General features: G+C 67.7%; 14 protein-coding genes. 3 read left to right on the forward strand and 11 right to left on the reverse strand.

From position 1 onward, the window contains the following. The 4 genes from AC1D2K_RS10825 to purL form a co-directional block, all read right to left on the reverse strand. A partial coding sequence (locus AC1D2K_RS10825) for a FimD/PapC N-terminal domain-containing protein (RefSeq protein WP_478088743.1) occupies positions 1-740 on the reverse strand: 740 nt, incomplete at its 3' end. A gap of 115 nt (positions 741-855) precedes the next feature. Further along, on the reverse strand, positions 856-1,596 hold the full coding sequence (locus AC1D2K_RS10830; protein WP_478088745.1) for a fimbrial biogenesis chaperone: 741 nt from the start codon (positions 1,594-1,596) through the stop codon (positions 856-858). A 59-nt stretch (positions 1,597-1,655) separates the two neighbouring features. Beyond that, on the reverse strand, positions 1,656-2,186 hold the full coding sequence (locus AC1D2K_RS10835) for a fimbrial protein (RefSeq protein ID WP_478088747.1): 531 nt from the start codon (positions 2,184-2,186) through the stop codon (positions 1,656-1,658). 420 nt (positions 2,187-2,606) lie between these two features. Next, positions 2,607-6,692 carry a phosphoribosylformylglycinamidine synthase gene (gene purL, locus AC1D2K_RS10840; protein ID WP_478088749.1) on the reverse strand — a complete coding sequence of 1,362 codons (4,086 nt, stop codon included), beginning with the start codon at positions 6,690-6,692 and terminating at the stop codon, positions 2,607-2,609. Between the two features lie 80 nt (positions 6,693-6,772). Between purL and map the strand changes: the two genes are divergently transcribed. Together map and AC1D2K_RS10850 are read left to right on the forward strand one after the other, a co-directional pair. Further along, entirely contained in the window at positions 6,773-7,597 is an 825-nt protein-coding gene (map, locus tag AC1D2K_RS10845) for a type I methionyl aminopeptidase (protein WP_478088751.1), read from the forward strand. 26 nt (positions 7,598-7,623) lie between these two features. Further along, positions 7,624-10,212, forward strand: a complete 2,589-nt coding sequence (locus tag AC1D2K_RS10850) for a [protein-PII] uridylyltransferase (protein WP_478088753.1) — start codon at positions 7,624-7,626, stop codon at positions 10,210-10,212. A gap of 9 nt (positions 10,213-10,221) precedes the next feature. On the opposite strand, the gene AC1D2K_RS10855 is transcribed toward AC1D2K_RS10850, so the two are convergent. From AC1D2K_RS10855 to AC1D2K_RS10865, 3 genes are all read right to left on the reverse strand, one after another. Next, a complete protein-coding gene (locus AC1D2K_RS10855) occupies positions 10,222-11,274 on the reverse strand; it encodes an amino acid ABC transporter permease (protein ID WP_478088755.1) in 1,053 nt (350 codons plus the stop codon). Positions 11,275-11,400: 126 nt separating this feature from the next. Further along, the gene (locus tag AC1D2K_RS10860) at positions 11,401-12,408 is read right to left on the reverse strand and encodes an amino acid ABC transporter permease (protein WP_478088757.1); all 1,008 of its coding nucleotides are present in this window, start codon (positions 12,406-12,408) and stop codon (positions 11,401-11,403) included. Beyond that, positions 12,405-13,436 carry an amino acid ABC transporter substrate-binding protein gene (locus tag AC1D2K_RS10865; protein WP_478088759.1) on the reverse strand — a complete coding sequence of 344 codons (1,032 nt, stop codon included), beginning with the start codon at positions 13,434-13,436 and terminating at the stop codon, positions 12,405-12,407. The genes AC1D2K_RS10860 and AC1D2K_RS10865 overlap by 4 nt, the downstream gene beginning before the upstream one ends. 154 nt (positions 13,437-13,590) lie before the next feature. On the opposite strand from AC1D2K_RS10865, the gene AC1D2K_RS10870 reads away from it, so the two are divergent. Continuing rightward, positions 13,591-13,995, forward strand: a complete 405-nt coding sequence (locus AC1D2K_RS10870) for a DoxX family protein (RefSeq protein WP_478088761.1) — start codon at positions 13,591-13,593, stop codon at positions 13,993-13,995. A 144-nt stretch (positions 13,996-14,139) separates the two neighbouring features. On the opposite strand, the gene def is transcribed toward AC1D2K_RS10870, so the two are convergent. The 4 genes from def to AC1D2K_RS10890 form a co-directional block, all read right to left on the reverse strand. Next, complete coding sequence (def, locus tag AC1D2K_RS10875; protein WP_478088764.1) at positions 14,140-14,679, reverse strand: peptide deformylase; 540 nt, start codon at positions 14,677-14,679, stop codon at positions 14,140-14,142. A 51-nt stretch (positions 14,680-14,730) separates the two neighbouring features. Beyond that, positions 14,731-15,039 carry a hypothetical protein gene (locus tag AC1D2K_RS10880; RefSeq protein ID WP_478088767.1) on the reverse strand — a complete coding sequence of 103 codons (309 nt, stop codon included), beginning with the start codon at positions 15,037-15,039 and terminating at the stop codon, positions 14,731-14,733. A gap of 93 nt (positions 15,040-15,132) precedes the next feature. Next, on the reverse strand, positions 15,133-17,214 hold the full coding sequence (ligA, locus tag AC1D2K_RS10885) for an NAD-dependent DNA ligase LigA (protein ID WP_478088769.1): 2,082 nt from the start codon (positions 17,212-17,214) through the stop codon (positions 15,133-15,135). A gap of 8 nt (positions 17,215-17,222) precedes the next feature. Further along, the gene (locus tag AC1D2K_RS10890; RefSeq protein WP_478088771.1) at positions 17,223-18,317 is read right to left on the reverse strand and encodes a cell division protein ZipA C-terminal FtsZ-binding domain-containing protein; all 1,095 of its coding nucleotides are present in this window, start codon (positions 18,315-18,317) and stop codon (positions 17,223-17,225) included. Positions 18,318-18,440 lie beyond the last annotated feature (123 nt).

Consider the following 18,440-nt stretch of genomic DNA (forward strand, 5'->3'; position numbering starts at 1 on the left):
GTAGTATAGCTCTGGCCGATGGTGAGTTCGCTGTCGAGCGAAGGCAAGGCGCGCTGCGCGTAGGCCCGGATCGAGTTCCAGTGGCCCCCGCCATAGCCCGGCCCGTTCTGGTAGTTGTAGCTCGACTGCTGGCGGAAGCGCCACATCCCCGCGTTGGCACCGAAATTCATGCCGAGGTACGTGGATTCACTGGTACTGCCGGCATTGCTGGCGCGAAAGTAATTGGTGTCGTAATTGAGGAAGCCCACGGGGACGCCCGGGTCGAGGTCGGCCTTGTCGACCGCGCCACGCACCGCACGCTTCATCAGCGCTTGCGGGATCGACAGGTCCAGCCGCAGGCGCGGCAGGTCGAAGGCCGCGCGCGCGCCGGCGATGCGCTGGCCGAGCGGCAGACAGACGGCACCGGAAGCGTCCTGGGCAGCACCCGGCTCGACACCGGCGGACGAAATGTTGCTGGCGAGCACGCCAGCGCCGACCAGGAACGAGGTTTCCAGGCAGGGAACGACCTCCTTGCCGACGGCGCGGAACTCGACGGCCTTCCGGCTGCGAAAGGCGCCATTGACGAAAACGTCGACCTGGTAGACGCCCGGATCGATGGCGCTGGCCTTGTTGAAGCGCTCGAGACCACCGGCCCCGAGCGAGGACCCCATCAGGAATCCGCTGTCGAATTGATAGGTCGGCGCCTCATCGGCCGGAGCGGCCTGCAGGCGGGCCGAGAAAAGAGCAATGCCGATGACCACTGCGGAGAGCTTTGTCGGCCTGTGCACACGTCGCACCCGGCCTTCGAAGAAACACGCTTGCGCTTGCCTTGCAGCATCCACCGATCGAAACCCTCATTTCTTTCTTTTTTGAAGTCTATCGACGAGCGGCCAAAGGCAGCTCGCCTTTGTTTTCGCCGCCGTAGTCGTTGACAGATTTGAAACTGATGCTGCGACCCGCCGATGCCAGGTTGGCGTTGCTCTTGATGCGCCAGTCGAAGGTGGCCTTCGGCGCAATCATGTCGGGTGCGAGGACGATGTCCTCTCCCGCCCCGGTGATCCTCGCGTCGGTCAGCGAGAGATGAAAGGCCGAGTCATTGGTGGCGGTGATCTTCCATTCCGCGCCATCGCGCTCCACGCTGAAGCGCAGCTTGTCGGTGGCGCGTTCGGGGTCTCCGGCAATTCCGGTCGGACGATAAAAAAGCTTGACCCGGTTGCGCAGCAGCAACAGCATCTTGTTGCGCTCCGCGTCGGCCGCATTCATTGCCGGAATCTGCACCGTGTTGATGAAGAAGACCGATTCGCGGTCCTGCGGCAAATCCTTGCCGGTGAAGATGAGGCGGGCGGTCTGTCCGGACTTGGGCTCGATGCGAAAGACCGGCGGCGTGACCACGAAAGGTGCATCCGCGGTCTCGGGCGTCGAGTCGGCATTGCCGCTGTCGATCCAGATCTGGACCACGCTGGGCGCATCGTCCTGGTTGGTGAACTGGATGCTGCGCTCCTTGGCGCCACCCGGGTAGATCACCCGGGTGCCGGTCATGACGACGCTCGCGAGCGAGGGAATCGCACAGCCGAGAACGGCCAGGAACAACCACAGACACCGCACGCTCTTCAACATCGATTCCTCCTCGTTGGCCAGTCATGCGCTGACTGAGACCACAATCATGCCAGGGTTATTTACGGGTAGGCAACCGAATACTGGACGGCGCCGACCACCGAACCCGCGGTGGCACCGCCGGCTTCCGAGATGTAACGCACCGCGAAGTTGTGCGATGCGGACGTGCCGTTGGTGGCCACTTCCAGGCCCGGTGCTGCATAGCCGCCGGCCAGGGGGAACCCCGTCGCGGGCGTCTTCGGATCCAGCAATTGCAGGCTCACCTTGGTGGCGGTCCCGGTATTGGCGATGTTGCCGCCGGCGGTGACGCTGTTGGGCAGGAACACCGTGTTGACAGCCGTCGGCGTCGCGCTGGCTTCACAGCCGCTGACCGAAACCGTGAATTCGGTCAGGCCGGCCGTCGCGCCGCTTTGCGCCAAGTCCGTTTTGCTGACCGTGGGCAGCAGCACGACCGGGCTGCTGGCGTTGCCATTCACCGCGACCGAGCAGGTCTGCGCGGCGACTTCGCCACGGAAAGTGATCGTATTGGCGCTTTGCGCGAACGAGAAAAAGGGAACTGCTGCGAGGGCGACGAAAAGGATGGACTTGTTCATGCTTAATACCTTGTCAATGTAAATTGGTTGATTTCTTTGATGACTCTATTGTCGAATTGCCATCAATTTATTACCAGGGAAAAATCCACGCATTCCGAACAATCGTTGAATTGCAGACTTTTCTCAATTTCAACTCGAATCGCAGCGCTTTGTTAATTGCATTGATCAATTTGAAAACAGGTTTATATTAATAAGAATTCAAATCAATTAAAATGAGAAAGTTCTGAAACTCCGCCAAGAACAGGCGCAGCCAATCACCCGCGCGAGCCTGCAGGCGCGGCTGAACACGCCGGACCTCGCGGTCCGACGAAAAAACGGTTGCTTGGGGTTGAAGGCGCGCACGCCGACCCGCGGGCCGCGGGGCTGGCTATCGGTCTACCGGGACTCCCGCGCCGCGGGAGCAGACGCGCAGCGAGGGACTCAGCCCACCCACTTGCGCGCGTTGCGCCAGATCCGCATCCATGGGCTGAGCTCGCTCGCATCGCCCGAGGTCCAGCTCATCTGGATGTTGCGGAACACCCGCTCAGGGTGCGGCATCAGCGCCGTGAAACGGCCATCGGCGGTGGTCACCGACGTCAGGCCGCCGGCGCTGCCGTTCGGATTGAACGGATAGCGCTCGGTCGCCTGGCCGTGGTTGTCGACGAAGCGCATCGCGGCGATCGCGCGGGCCGGGTCGCCGCGATGCTTGAAGTTGGCGTAGCCCTCGCCGTGCGCCACCGCGATCGGCAGCCGGCTGCCGGCCATGCCGGCGAAGAACAGGCTGGGAGATTCAAGCACCTCGACCATCGACAGGCGGGCCACGAAACGCTCGCTCTGGTTGGTCGTGAAGCGCGGCCAGGCTTCGGCGCCCGGGATGATGTCGGCCAGCTCGGCGAACATCTGGCAGCCGTTGCAGACGCCCAGGCCGAAGGTGTCGGCGCGGCCGAAGAAGCCCTTGAACTGCTCGGCCAGCCTCGGATTGAAGGTGATGCTGCGGGCCCAGCCGATGCCGGCGCCCAGCGTGTCGCCGTAGCTGAAGCCGCCGCAGGCGACCACGCCCTTGAAGTCGGCCAGATCCGCCCTGCCGGTCTGCAGGTCGGTCATGTGGACGTCGAAGGCCTCGAAGCCGGCCTCGGTGAAGGCGTAGGCCATCTCGACATGCGAGTTGACGCCCTGCTCGCGCAGGATCGCGACCCTGGGCCGGGCGAGGTTCAGGAACGGCGCGGCGACGTCGTCGGTTACGCCGGGCGCCAGCAGCACGTGGGCGCCCGGGTCTTGGCGGTCGCCGGCCGCCGCATGTTCGGCATCGGCGCAATCGGGGTTGTCGCGCTCGCGGCAGATCTTCCAGCTGACCGAATCCCAGACCTGGTGCAGGTCGGCGAGTTGGGCGCTGAAGACGGCCTTGGCGTCGCGCCAGATTTCGACCTTGCCCTTCCCGGCGTCGACGGTCGAGCTGGCCGGACGGGTCTTGCCGACGAAATGGCTGTGGGCGCTCAGGCCATGCGCGCGCAAGGTCTGCATGACCTCGTTGCGCTCGGCGGTGCGCACCTGCAGCAGAAGGCCCAGCTCTTCGTTGAAGAGCGCCTTGAGCGTAAGTTCCTCGCGCCGGGCGCTGACCTGGCCGGCCCAGTTCTTGGCGTCGCCGTATTCGGCGCGGCTGTCGCTGATGCCGTCGCCTTCGGTGACCAGCAGGTCGACGTTGAGCGCGACGCCCACGTGGCCGGCAAAGGCCATCTCGCAGGCGGCGGCGAACAGGCCGCCGTCGCTGCGGTCGTGCAGCGCGAGGATCCTGCCTTCGGCGCGCAGGGCGTTCACCGCAGCGACCAGTCGAACCAGGTCCTGCGGGTCGTCGAGGTCGGGCACCGTGTCGCCGCTCTGCCCCAGCGTCTGCGCCAGGATGCTGCCGGCCATGCGCAGCTTGCCGCGGCCGAGGTCGACCAGCACCAGCGTGCTGTCGGGCTCTTCGGCGTCGAGCTGCGGCGTCAGGGTGCCGCGCACGTCGGCCAGCGTGGCGAAGGCGGTCACGATCAGGCTCACGGGCGACGTCACCTTCTTCGGCACGCCCTCGTCCTGCCACTGGGTGCGCATCGACAGGGAATCCTTGCCGACCGGGATCGAAATGCCCAGCGCCGGGCACAGTTCAAGCCCCACGGCCTTCACGGTCTCGTACAGCGCCGCATCCTCGCCGGGTTCGCCGCAGGCGGCCATCCAGTTGGCCGACAGCTTGACGCGCGACAGCTCGATCGGCGCCGCCAGAAGGTTGGTGATGGCCTCGCCCACGGCCATGCGGCCCGAGGCCGGCGCGTCGATCGCGGCCAGCGGCGTGCGCTCGCCCATGCTCATCGCCTCGCCCGCGAAGCCCTTGTAGTCGGCCAGCGTGACGGCGCAGTCGGCCACCGGCACCTGCCAGGGGCCGACCATCTGGTCGCGGTGGCTCAAGCCCCCCACGGTGCGGTCGCCGATCGTGATCAGGAAGCGCTTGGACGCCACGGTCGGGTGCGAGAGCACCTCGATCGCGGCCTTCTGCAGGTCGACGCCGTTGAGGTCCAGCGGCTTGAAGCGGCGGGCCACGGTCTTGACGTCGCGCAGCATCTTGGGCGGCTTGCCCAGCAGCACGTCCATCGGCATGTCGACCGGCTGCGCCTCGACGTCTTCATCGGCCACCAGCAACTGGCGCTCTTCGGTCGCCACGCCGACGACGGAGAACGGGCAGCGCTCGCGCTCGCAGAAGGCCTGGAACTGCGCGAGCGACTCCGGCGCGATCGCCAGCACATAACGCTCCTGGCTCTCGTTGCACCAGATCTCCTTCGGCGCCATGCCCGACTCCTCGAGCGGCACCGCCCGCAGGTCGAAGCGCGCGCCGCGGCCGGCGTCGTTCGTGAGCTCGGGGAAGGCGTTGCTCAGGCCGCCGGCACCGACGTCGTGGATCGCCAGGATCGGATTGGCATCGCCCTGCTGCCAGCAGTGGTTGATGACTTCCTGCGCCCGGCGCTCGATCTCGGGGTTGCCGCGCTGGACCGAGTCGAAGTCGAGCTCGGCCGCGTTGGCGCCGGTCGCCATCGAGCTCGCGGCGCTGCCGCCCATGCCGATGCGCATGCCCGGTCCGCCGAGCTGGATCAGCAGCGCGCCGGCCGGAAAGCGGATCTTCTTCGTCTGGCCGGCATCGATGCTGCCGAGGCCGCCGGCGATCATGATCGGCTTGTGGTAGCCGCGCTGCACCGTGCCCTGGTCGCTTTCGACCGCCTGTTCGTATTCGCGGAAGTAGCCCAGCAGGTTGGGCCGGCCGAACTCGTTGTTGAAGGCGGCGCCGCCCAGCGGGCCCTCGGTCATGATCTGCAGCGGGCTCGCGATATGGCCGGGCTTGCCGTAGCTGCCGTCGGCGGGCCACAGCGTCGAGACCGTGAAGCCGGTCAGGCCGGCCTTGGGCTTGGAGCCGCGGCCGGTGGCGCCCTCGTCGCGGATCTCGCCGCCGGCGCCGGTCGAGGCGCCCGGAAACGGGGAGATCGCGGTCGGATGGTTGTGGGTCTCGACCTTCATGAGCACGTGGCTCAGCGCATCCTGCTTCCGGTAGCTCCCCGATTCGGAAGCCGCCACGAAGCGCTCGATCTGCGTGCCCTCCATCACCGAGGCGTTGTCGGCATAGGCGATCACCGTGTGCTGCGGGTTCTGGCGCTCGGTGTTCCGGATCATGGAGAACAGGCTCTGCGGCTGCGCCACGCCGTCGATCACGAAGTCGGCGTTGAAGATCTTGTGGCGGCAGTGCTCGCTGTTGGCCTGCGCGAACATCATGAGCTCGACATCGCTCGGGTTGCGCCCGAGCCGGATGAAGGCCTCGACCAGGTAGTCGATCTCGTCCTCGGCCAGGGCCAGGCCGAAGCTCTTGTTGGCATCGACCAGCGCGGAGCGCCCGCCGCCCAGCACGTCCACCTGGGCCATTGGCTGCGGCGGCAGTTCGGCAAACAGGTCGGCCGCCTGGTCGATCCGGGCCAGCACCGATTCGGTCATGCGGTCGTGCAGCAGCTCGGCCACCGCGGCCAGCTTGTCGCCTTCCAAGGTGGGGGCCTTGCCCAGGGCCTTGTCCAGCAAGGGCGCCTTGAGCACCAGGTGGTATTCGGTCACGCGCTCGACCCGGCGCAGCGCCAGGCCGCAGTTGTGGGCGATGTCGGTGGCCTTGGAGGCCCAGGGCGAGACGGTGCCCAGCCGCGGCGTGACGATCACCGTCGGCCCGGACTTGGCCGGTGCGGTGAATGGCTCGCCGTAGCCCAGCAGCGCCGCGTAACGCTCCTGCTCGGCCGTGTCGAGGGCGTGGTCGGTGACCACCAGATGCACGAAGCGGGCGCTCAGGCCCTCGATGCGGGGGTCGACCGCCTGCAGCCGGGGCAGAAGCTGCCGGGCCCGGAAATCGCTGAGGGCGCTGCCGCCCTCGAAGAAGCTCACCACGGGGGCGGCATGGACAGCACGATGGGAAGGCGGGTTCACGGGCAGCGTCACGTTCGGGTCGGCCGCAGGGGCCGCGTTGGGATTCATGAGAATGAGGCGGAGGCCGCTGACTGGGGCCATCCGCGCTAACCCTGAATTTTAGCGGCCTCAATGGGATAATTCCGGCCATGAGCATTACCTACAAAGACGCCGAAGGCGTTGCCGGCATGCGCGTGGCGTGCCGTCTCGCCTCCGAGGTGCTGGATTACCTGACCCCCCACATCCTTCCCGGCGTGACCACCAACCAGATCGACAAGCTGGCCCACGACTACATCACGCAGGTCCAGGGTGCCATCCCCGCGCCGCTGAACTACATGGGCGCCAGCAGCACGCCCTACCCCAAGTCGATCTGCACCTCGGTCAACCACGTGGTCTGCCACGGCATCCCGAACGACAAGCCGCTCAAGAAGGGCGACATCATCAATTGCGACATCACGGTCATCAAGGACGGCTGGCACGGCGACACCAGCCGGATGTTCGTGGTCGGCGACGCCTCGATCGCGGCCAAGCGCCTGTGCGCCTTCACCTATGACGCCATGTGGCACGGCATCGTCAAGGTCAGGCCCGGCGTCCACCTGGGCGACATCGGTTTCGCGATCCAGCGCTTCGCCGAGAGCAACGGTTTCTCGGTGGTGCGCGAGTTCTGCGGCCACGGCATCGGCCGCGGCTTCCACGAAGAGCCGCAGGTGCTCCACTACGGCCGGCCCGGCACGCTCGAGGAGCTCAAGCCCGGCATGACCTTCACGATCGAGCCGATGATCAACGCCGGCAAGCGCGAGATCAAGGAAGACGCCAAGGGCGGCCAGTACGACGGCTGGACCATCGTCACGCGCGACCACTCGCTGTCGGCGCAGTGGGAGCACACGGTGCTGGTCACCGAGACCGGCTACGAGGTGCTGACGCTCTCCGCCGGCAGCCCGCCGACACCGGCCTTCGTCGACGCCCCCGCTTGAGGGGACGCCGCCTGCTCGAGGCTCCCATGGTGGATATTCCATCATTGCGCGATGCCTATCGCACGCACAAGCTGGCGCTGTTCGACCAGCTGCGCAGCGCGCGGGCGCCGACGCGCAGCGTCCACACCGTGCTGCGCCAGCTCGCCGCGCTGGCCGACGAGACCCTGACCGCCCTGTGGGACGACGCCCGGTTCGGCAACCAGCTGGCCCTGGTCGCGGTCGGCGGCTTCGGCCGCGGCGAGCTGTTTCCGTATTCCGACGTCGACGTGCTGCTGCTGCTGCCCGAGGACCATGGGACGGACATCGAGCCGGCGCGCATCGAGGCCTTCATCGGCCGATGCTGGGATGCCGGCCTGGAGATCGGCTCCAGCGTGCGCACGGTCTCCGAATGCCTGGCCGAGTCCGCCAAGGACGTGACGGTCCAGACCTCGCTGCTCGAATCGCGGCTGGTGATCGGCGACAAGAAGCTCTACACGGCCTTCCGCAAGAACTTCCTCGCGGCGATCGACCCGCAGGCCTTCTTCACCGCCAAGTCGCAGGAGATGCGGCACCGGCACCAGAAGTTCGACAACACGCCCTACGCGCTCGAACCGAACTGCAAGGAATCGCCGGGCGGCCTGCGCGACCTCCAGATCATCCTCTGGATGACCAAGGCCGCGGGCTTCGGCAACCGCTGGGACGATCTCGCGAAAAATGGCCTCGCAACGGCCTTCGAGATCCAGCAGATCAAGCGCAACGAGGCCTTGCTGAGCCTGATCCGCGCGCGCCTGCACGTCACGGCCAATCGTCGCGAGGACCGCCTGGTGTTCGACCTGCAGACCGCCGTGGCCGCCACGTTCGGCTATGTCGGCGAGTCACGGCGCTTGGCCAGCGAGGCCCTGATGCGGCGCTACTACTGGGCCGCCAAGGCGGTCACGCAGCTCAACCAGATCCTGCTGCTCAACGTCGCCGAGAAGCTGCAGCCGCAGGCCGAGCAGCCGACGCCGATCAACGAGCGTTTCTTCGAGAAGGCCGGCCTGATCGAGGTCGCGAGCGACGATCTCTACCTGAAGGATCCGCACGCGATCCTCGAGACCTTCCTGCTCTACCAGAAGACCATCGGCGTCAACGGCCTGTCGGCACGCACCCTGCGCGCGCTCTACAACGCGCGCCACGTGATGGACAGCAAGTTCCGCAACGACCCGGTCAACCATGCGACCTTCATGCGCATGCTGCTGGAGCCGCGCGGCATCACGCATGCGCTGCGGCTCATGAACCAGACCTCGGTGCTGGGGCGCTACCTGCGGGTCTTCCGCAGCATCGTCGGGCAGATGCAGCACGACCTGTTCCACGTCTACACGGTCGACCAGCACATCCTGATGGTGCTGCGCAACGTGCGGCGTTTCTTCATCGCCGAGCATGCCCACGAATACCCGTTCTGCTCGCAGCTCGCGGCCGGCTGGGACAAGCCCTGGATCCTCTATATCGCGGCGCTGTTCCACGACATCGCCAAGGGCCGCGGCGGCGACCATTCGACGCTGGGCGCGCGCGACGTGCGGCGCTTCTGCCGCCAGCACGAGATCCCGCGCGAGGATGCCAAGCTGATCGAGTTCCTGGTCGCGGGGCATCTGGTCATGAGCCAGGTCGCGCAGAAGCAGGACCTGAGCGACCCCGAGGTGATCGGCGCCTTCGCCAGGCGCGTGGGCAACGAACGCTACCTGACAGCGCTGTACCTGCTCACGATCGCCGACATCCGCGGCACTTCGCCGCGGGTCTGGAACGCCTGGAAGGGCAAGCTGCTCGAGGACCTCTATCGCCTGACCCTGCGCGCCCTGGGCGGCCGCATGCCCGATCCCGGCGCCGAAATCGAGGCGCGCAAGCGCGAGGCGCTGGTGCAGCTCGCGCTGCATGCCGAGCCTTTCGAATCCCACAAGTCCCTGTGGGAGACGCTCGACGTCGGCTACTTCATGCGCCACGACGCCTCGGAGATCGCCTGGCATGCCAAGCAGCTCTCCCGCCATGTGCCGCACGCGGGCGTGCCGCTCGATCCGCGCGCGCTGCCGATCGTGCGCGTCCGGCTGTCGCCGGTCGGCGAAGGGTTGCAGGTGGTGGTCTACACGCCCGACCAGCCCGACCTGTTCGTGCGCATCTGCGGCTACTTCGACCAGTCGTCCTTCAGCATCCTGGACGCCAAGGTGCACACCGCGAGCAACGGCTTCGCGCTCGATACCTTCCAGGTCGTGACCACCTTCATCCCCGAGCACTACCGCGACCTGATCAACATGGTCGAGACCGGCCTGGCCAAGACGCTCAGCGAGGCCGGCCCGCTGCCGCCGCCGAGCAAGGGCCGGGTGTCGCGCCGGGTGCGCAGCTTCCCGATCAAGCCGCGCATCAGCCTCCTGCCCGACGAAAAGGCGCAGCGCTGGCTGCTCAGCATTTCGGCCAGCGACCGGACGGGCCTGCTCTATTCGATCGCGCGGGTGCTGGCGCGCCACCACCTGAACCTGCAGCTGGCCAAGGTCACGACGCTCGGCGAGCGCATCGAAGACACCTTCCTGATCAGCGGGCCCGAGCTGCAGGGGCAGCGAGCGCAGCTGGCGATCGAGACCGAACTGCTGGAAGCCCTGGCGGCCTGAATCGCCAGCCTAGCCCGCGCTCAACCGTCGCTCCAGCCAGGCGCTGTAGCGCGCCAGCCCGAAGCACAGCAGCCAGTACACCAGCGCGATGAAGAGATAGCCCTCGAGGTAGAACGGCCGCCAGGTCGGGTCGCCGCCCAGCGCCAGGCCGAGCGCGCCGGTCAGCTCGAACAGCCCGACCACGGTGACCAGCGAGGTGTCCTTCAAGGTCCCGACCACGCTGTTGGTCAGCGCCGGCACCACCAGCCGCAGCGCCTGCGGCAGCACGATGTCGCGCTGCACCGGCCAGCGGCCGAATCCCAGCGCCATCGCGGCGTCGATCTGGCCGTGCGGCACCGCCTGCAGGCCGCCGCGGATGATCTCGGCCAGGTAGGCGGCGACGAACAGCGACAGCCCGGCCAGCACCCGCACCAGCACGTCGGGCTGCCAGCCGGCGGGCCACAGCAGCGGCAGCAGGAAGGAGGCCATGAAGAGCACGGAGATCAGCGGCACGCCGCGCACCAGCTCGATGTAGGTGGCACAGAGCGTACGCACCACCGGCCACTGCGAACGCCGGCCGAGCGCCAGCGCCAGCGCCAGCGGGAAGGCCAGCGCGAGCCCGACCACCGCCAGCCCGATGGTCAGCGGCAGGCCGCCCCAGCGATGGGTCGGCACGCCCTCGAGCCCGAAGACGCCACCGCGCATCAGGAGCACGAACGCGCCCAGCGACACGASCCACAGYGGCAGCAGCCACCASCGCCAGSTGCGCGGCCAGGCGCTCARCAKCGTSGTCRGSGAMAGCASCGTGACMGCGACCGCSGGCCKCCACTGGTCYTCGTAGGGRTAGCGGCCGAACASGATGGGCCGCCACTTCTCGGCGATCACGCCCCAGCAGGCGCCGTGCCGCACGGCGCGGCAGGCCTGCGCATCCGGATGAAACACGGCATGCAGGACGGCCCAGTCCAGGGCGTGGAAACCTGCCCAGACGAACAGCAGTGACAGCCCCAGGGTGAAGGACGCGCGCAGCGGCGACCCCCACAGCTCCTTGCGCCACTCGGTCGGCGGCCGCGTCGCCCCGCTCATCAGGCAACCTCCGTGCTTCGCACTGCGGTGCGAGCTTGCTTGGGGCGGCCCGGCGCGGCGCTCATCAGGCAACCTCCGTGCTTCGCACTGCGGTGCGAGCTTGCTTGGGGCGGCCCGGCGCGGCGCTCATCGCCAGCCCCTCAGCGCGACGCGCGCGTTGTAGCGGTTCATGGCCCACGAGATCACGAGCGAGAGCCCAAGGTACACCGCCATGATCACGGCAATGCACTCGAAGGCGCGGCCGGTCGAGTTCAGCGAGGTGTTGGCGATCGACACCAGCTCCGGATAGCCCACCGCCACCGCCAGCGAGGAGTTCTTGGTCAGGCTCAGCAGCTGGTTGGTGAGCGCCGGGACGATCACGCGCAGCGCCTGCGGCAGCACCACGATGCGCAGCTGCTGCCATGGCGAAAGACCGAGCGCCTGGGCCGCCAGCTTCTGGCCCTGCGACACGGAGACGATGCCGGCGCGCACGATCTCGGCGACGAAGGCAGCGGTATAGAGCGCGAGCGCGATCACCACCGCGAGGTATTCCGGGCTCAATGCCGCGCCGCCGCTGACGTTGAAGCTGCCGCGCTCGGGCCATTCGAGGTGGCTGGGCCAGAATGCGCCCTCCTCCCGCACCGGCCAGGGCAGCGAGAGCCCTCCCTTGCTGAGCCAGACATCGGGCAGCAATTCGAGCGGTTCGGTCGAATCGGGCAACAGTTGCGTGAGCGCGAAATRGAGCATCAGCAGCTGCACCAGCAGCGGCACGTTGCGGATCGTCTCCACGTAGACGCCGCACAGGCCGCGCACCAGCACGTGCGGTGCGAGCCGGCCGATGCCGAGCAGCGTGCCGAGCGCGACCGCCATGACCGCGGCCGGAATGGCGGCCCGCACGGTGTTGATCAGCCCGGCCAGGAAAGCACGCCAGAAGGGCTGGCCGGCATCGAAATCGAGCCAGCCTTCGGAGATCTCGAAGCCCGCCGGCTGCAGCAGGAAATCGAAGCCCGAATGCACGCCGCGGCTGCGCAGCACCTCCAGCGCATGCTGGACCAGCCAGAAGACGCCGAGCGCGATCGCCGCGATCAGCAGGGCCTGCAGGGCCCAGGCGAACCAGACGGCACGGCGCCGCTCGGGCGGCCGTGCACTGCTCATCGCACCGGCAATCCGTACATCAGCCCGCCCTTGTTCCACAGGTTGTTGGAGCCGCGCGGCAGCTTGAGCACCGACTTCGGGCCGACATTGCGCTCGAAGACCTCGCCGTAGTTGCCCACCGCCTTGATGGCCCGGTAGGACCAGTCCTTGTCGAGGCCCAGCAGCTTGCCGAGGTCGTCGCCGCTGCCGACCAGGCGCTGCTGCGCCGGGTCCTTGCTGCTCGCCTTGAGTTCGTCGATGTTGGCTTGCGTGATGCCGGACTCCTCGGCCTCGATCAGTGCGTTGGGCACCCACTTGGCGATCGCGAACCATTCGTCGTCGCCGCGGCGCACCAGCGGCGCCAGCGGCTCCTTGGAGATCAGCTCGGGCAGGATCACGTAGTCGTCGGGGTTCGGCGCTTCCTTGTTGCGCAGGCCCGCGAGCGCCGAGGTGTCGGTCGTGAAGGCCTGGCAGCGGCCGGCGAAGAAGGCCTTGAACGAGGCCTCGAAGCTCTCGAACACGACCGTCTTGACCGGAATGCCCTGGGCCTTGAACCAGTCGGCGACGTTCTTCTCGTTGGTGGTGCCCGACTGGGTGCAGATGGTGGCGTTCTTGAGCTGCTTGGCGCTGGTGACCTTGATCTTCTTCGGCACCAGGAAGCCCTGGCCGTCGTAGTAGGTGATGGTCGTGAAGTGGAAGCCGAGCGAGGCGTCGCGGGTCATCGTCCAGGTGGTGTTGCGCGCCAGGATGTCGATCTCGCCGGCCTGCAGTGCCGAGAAGCGCTGCTGCGAATTGAGCGGCACGAACTCCACCTTCTTGCCGTCGCCGAGCACCGCGGCCGCAATGGCACGGCAGGTGTCGACGTCGAGGCCCGACCAGTTGCCCTGGGTGTCGGGCGCCGAGAAGCCGGCGACACCGTTGGTCACGCCGCACTTGACGGTGCCGCGCTGCTTGACGGCGTCGAGCGTCTTGCCGGCGAAGGCCGGTGCGGCGACAAGGGTCATGACAGCGGCAGCACAAGCAAGCGCCGGACGAATGCGTTGGATCATTGGGGAAACCTCTTTTGTTCGAAATGCGGCAGCGGGCAGTTTACGGGGCGAGGCCGGGGTCTGCCAAAGAACGCGACAAGCCAAGCATATTCAGCGAAAAGTCGTTCTTATCGACCACAATCGCGCCTGTTTTTCACAACAGAAAGGTCTTCTCATGATCCGTTCCGACGACACCGGCAAGCTCATCCTGCGATTGGCGCTTGGCATCCTGATCCTGCTGCACGGCATCTCCAAGCTCAGTTCGGGTGTCGGCTTCATTGCCGGCACCCTCGAATCGCACGGCCTGCCGAGCGCCCTGGCCTACCTCGTCTTCATCGGAGAGATCGTCGCGCCGGTGCTGCTGATCGTCGGCGTCTACACGCGTCCGGCTGCCTGGATCACGGTCATCAACATGCTGGTCGCGATCTGGCTCGTTCACCTCAAGGACCTGGGGGTGATCGGCAAGACCGGCGGCTGGGCGCTGGAGCTGCAAGGAATCTTCCTGTTCAGCGCACTGGCGGTCGCCTTCCTGGGTGCCGGTCGCTTCAGCCTCGGCGGCAGCAGCGGCAAGCTCAACTGACCGCAGTTCTCCAAAAATGCCGGCCGGCGCAGCCAGGCCCGTTGTTGAAACACCGCGGAACCGGCTTTGCCGGGCCGCTGGTGTTGCCCCCGGTAGGGGGTGGGCGGGCTACACGAAATGAGCCCAACCTGGGGGCGAGTTTGATCAGTCGTCCGCGCCCGCATCGAGGCCTGGAAACAGGACCTCCGTGAAGCCGAAGCGCGAGAAGTCGCGCACCCGCATCGGATAGAGCTTGCCCAGCAGGTGGTCGACCTCGTGCTGTACCACGCGGGCGTGGAAGCCGCTCACGGTGCGGTCGATCGGGTCGCCGTAGGGGTCGAAGCCGGTGTAGCGGATGCTGGCGAAGCGCGGCACCACGCCGCGCAGGCCCGGCACCGAGAGACAGCCTTCCCAGCCCTCTTCTTCCTCCTCGCCGATCGGGGTGACGACCGGGTTGAGGAGCACGGTGCGCGGCACGATGGGGGCATCGGGGTAGCGCGGATTGACGGTGTCGGTGCCGAAGATCACGAGCTGCAGGTCGACCCCGATCTGCGGCGCCGCGAGGCCCGCGCCGTCGACTGCGTGCATGGTCTCGAACATGTCGCGCACCAGCAGGTGGAGTTCGTCGGTGTCGAAGGCGGCCACCGGCTGCGCGATGCGCAGCAGCCGGGGATCGCCCATCTTGAGGATTTCGCGGATGGCCATCTCGGGATTATCGTGGTGACCGCGCTCGCACAGCGCGATCTCCAGCCTCCGCTAGCCGGGGCCCCGGCCCCGTCCGTAGTAGCCCGGGCGCCCACCATAGTAGCCGGGCCGTCCGTAGAAGCCGGAACGGCCATAGTAGCCGCCGTAGTACGCCGGGCGCCCGTAGTAGCCGCGGTAGTACCCCGGCCAGCCGTAGTAACCGTAACCGCCCCATCCGTAGTAGCCGTTGACATAGAGCGACGGCGACACGACGACAGGGCTCGCCTCGCCGTAGTAAGGGTAAGACGCCGCGTAGTACGGCCCCGGCGCCACGCAGCCGCCCAGCAAGGCGGCGCCACCGAGCGCGACGGCGGCTAACACGGAACGAATTCGCTTCATCCGGACCTCCTGAGGTCATCCTGTCCGTTCAACGGCCGGCACGCGCCGGTTGTTGACCGGACAAGCCCGAAAAACTCAGGAAAGACCCTGCGCGAGGATCTCGAGCATCCGAGCTTCGTCGATCACGGCCACACCCAGGTCGCGCGCCTTGTCGAGCTTGCTGCCGGCCTCGGCGCCCGCCACCACGTAGTCGGTCTTCTTGCTCACCGAACCGGCAACCTTGGCGCCGGCTTCTTCCAGTTTGTCCTTCGCTTCATCGCGGCTCAACGTAGGAAGAGTCCCTGTGATGACGAAGGTTCTTCCCGCCAACGGCTTCGGGGCGCGGGCAGCGGGCTCGCTTTCCTCCCAGTGCACGCCGCAGGCGCGCAATTGCTCGACCACCTCGCGGTTGTGCGGCTGGTCGAAGAAGGTCCGCAGGCTGGTCGCGACCACCGGGCCGACGTCGTTGACCTCCAGCAGCTGCTCTTCGCTGGCATCCATGATTGCGTCGAGCTTGCCGAAGTGCTTCGCCAGGTCCTTGGCCGTGCTCTCGCCGACATGGCGGATGCCGAGGCCGAACAGGAAGCGCGGCAGCGTGGTCTTCTTCGATGCCTCGAGCGCTTCGACGATGTTGTTCGCCGATTTGTCGGCCATGCGGTCCAGCCCGGCCAGGGTCGTGAAGCCGAGCTTGTAGAGGTCGGGCAGCGTGCGGATCAGGTCGGCGTCCACGAGTTGCTCGACCAGCTTGTCGCCCAGCCCTTCGATGTCGAGCGCGCGCCGGGCCGCGAAATGCAGGATCGCCTCCTTGCGCTGCGCCGCGCAGAACAGGCCGCCGGTGCAGCGGTAGTCGACCTCGCCCTCCTCCCGCAGCGCGTCGGAGCCGCAGACCGGGCAGCGGAGCGGCATCGTGAACACCGGGCCGCGCTCGGCCTCGGGCCGGGCTGCGCTCTCGGGCAGCACGCCGACCACCTCGGGGATCACGTCGCCGGCGCGGCGCACGATCACGGTGTCGCCCACGCGCACGTCCTTGCGCCGGGTTTCGTCCTCGTTGTGCAGCGTGGCATTGGTCACGGTGACGCCGCCGACGAACACCGGCGCCAGCTTGGCCACCGGCGTCAGCTTGCCGGTGCGCCCGACCTGCACCTCGATGGCCAGCACCTCGGTGAGCTGTTCCTGCGCCGGGTACTTGTGGGCCACCGCCCAGCGCGGCTCGCGCGAGACGAAGCCAAGCCGCCGCTGCAGCTCCATGCTGTCGACCTTGTAGACCACGCCGTCGATCTCGTAGGGCAAGCTGTCGCGCAAAGCACCGATCTCGCGATGGAAGCGGGCCAGCGCGTCGCCGCCTGCGCAGGTCCGGGTCTGCTCCGCCACGGGGAAACCCCAGGACTTGAGCGTCAACAGGGTTTGCATCTGGCTGTCGAATCGCGGCCCGCCCTGCTCCGCCGGCGTGACTTCGCCCAGGCCGTAGGTGAAGAAGCTCAACGGCCGCCGCCGCGCGATGGAGGGGTCGAGCTGGCGGATCGCACCGGCTGCCGCGTTGCGCGGATTGACGAAGGTCTTCTCGCCCTTGATCCCCTTCTCGATCCGGCGCCTTTGCGTTTCGTTGAGCTGTTCGAAATCCTTGCGCCGCATGTAGACCTCGCCGCGAACCTCGAGAACAGGCGGCGCATCGCCGGGGAGCTGGACGGGCACGTCGCGGACCAGCCGCACGTTGTGGGTCACGTCCTCGCCCACCTCGCCGTCGCCCCGGGTCGCCGCCTGGACCAGCAGGCCATCCACGTAGCGCAGATTGATCGCCAGCCCGTCGAACTTGAGTTCGGCCGTGTAGTCCACCGGCGGATCGGTGTCGCCCAGGCCAAGCTCCTTGCGGATCCGGGCGTCGAACAGCGTGGCGCCCTCGGCGCTGATGTCGGTCTCGGTGCGGATCGAGAGCATCGGCACCTGGTGGCGCACCTTGACGAAGCCATCGAGCGCCTTGCCGCCGACGCGCTGGGTCGGCGAATCGGGCGTGCGCAGCTCCGGGAACTCGGTTTCGAGCGCCTGCAGGCGCTGGAACAGCCGGTCGTACTCGGCGTCCGGCAGCTCGGGCTCGTCGAGCACGTAGTAGAGATGGGCGTGCCGGCGCAGCTGCTCGCTCAACGCCGCAGCTTCGCGGGCCGCGTCCTGGCGTGTGGTCATGCGGGGTCCTAGCTGAACAATCGGCGCGCCAGGGGCGAGCCGGCCGACAGGTCGCGCGAATCGAGCGTGTCGTAGAGCTGTTCGAGGTCGACGCCGATCACGTCCATGGTCTCCTCGCGCAGCGCCTGGCCGTCGCTGTCGGTGACCACGCCGTCCATTTCGCGCGCCAGCGCTGCGGCCGCCTCGCGCATGCGCCCGAAGGGCCGCTCGCCGCGGTCGACCTGCGGCACGTCCAGGCTCAGGGTCAGCTCGCGGATCGCCGATTGGGCCGGGTCGTCGGCCAGCGCGGCCTGGGTGTCGAAAGACAGGCCCAGGATGGCGGGCAGCCCCTGCTCACCTGCGGGCAGCACCATGCGGCCAGGGATCATGCCGGCCACGAAGCCGAGGCGCGAGGCGTTCTGCTGCACGTAGCCAGGGCTCCAGGCCGCGTGGCGCGCGCGCAGCACGAAGCTCAGCTGGGCATCGTGCGAACTCGCGAACTGGTCGAGTTCGCGCGCCCGCGCCACTTCGTCGAGCATTTCCGGGAACTCGGGCGCACCGTTGAGCGCATCGGCGAAGGCCTGGGCCTTGACGACGAACTCGGAGTATTCGATCTCGTTGAGCGCGCCGGTGCGGTTGGCCATTTGCACGCCGACCTGGAAGGCGCCATAGCGCTGGCCGGCGACCGCCGGCTCCCATTCGCCGGTGAATTCATTCAGGCCCTCGACCGCCACCGGCTTGCTGCCCGCGCGCCGGGTGGACGGCATGGCCGCGATCGCGGCATCGCCGGACGCCAGCCCGTCGAGCGACACCGGGGCGATGACGTCGATCAGCGGATCGAGGCCGCCGCGCCGATCGGCCGATGGCGTGGCGAGCGCCGCCGGCGCCGGCAGGTCGGGGTCGAACAGCGGCTCGTGCCGTTCGTTGCCGGACACCTGGTGCGGGTCGATGTGCAGCACCGGTTCGAGTTCGCCCTTGGGCGCGGCTTCGGCCTCGGCCGGCCCGCTGTCCGGCGCGTCGGGCTGGCGCGGCGCGTTGCGGCGCGACATCCAGGTGTTGTAGCCGACCACGGTGGCGAGAACCAGTCCGCCGAGGATGGCGAGGGCGACGGTGAGATTGCTCATGGACCGCACCGGCTCAGACGCCGCCGGGCCGCCCCAAGGCGGCTGCGGCCCCCTCGGGGGGCAGCGACACACGAAGTGAGGAGCGTGGGGGTCACCCAGGCCGGCGCCGGGCCGCCCCAAGGC

The sequence above is a fragment of the Variovorax sp. P1_H12_2 genome (assembly GCF_056405335.1).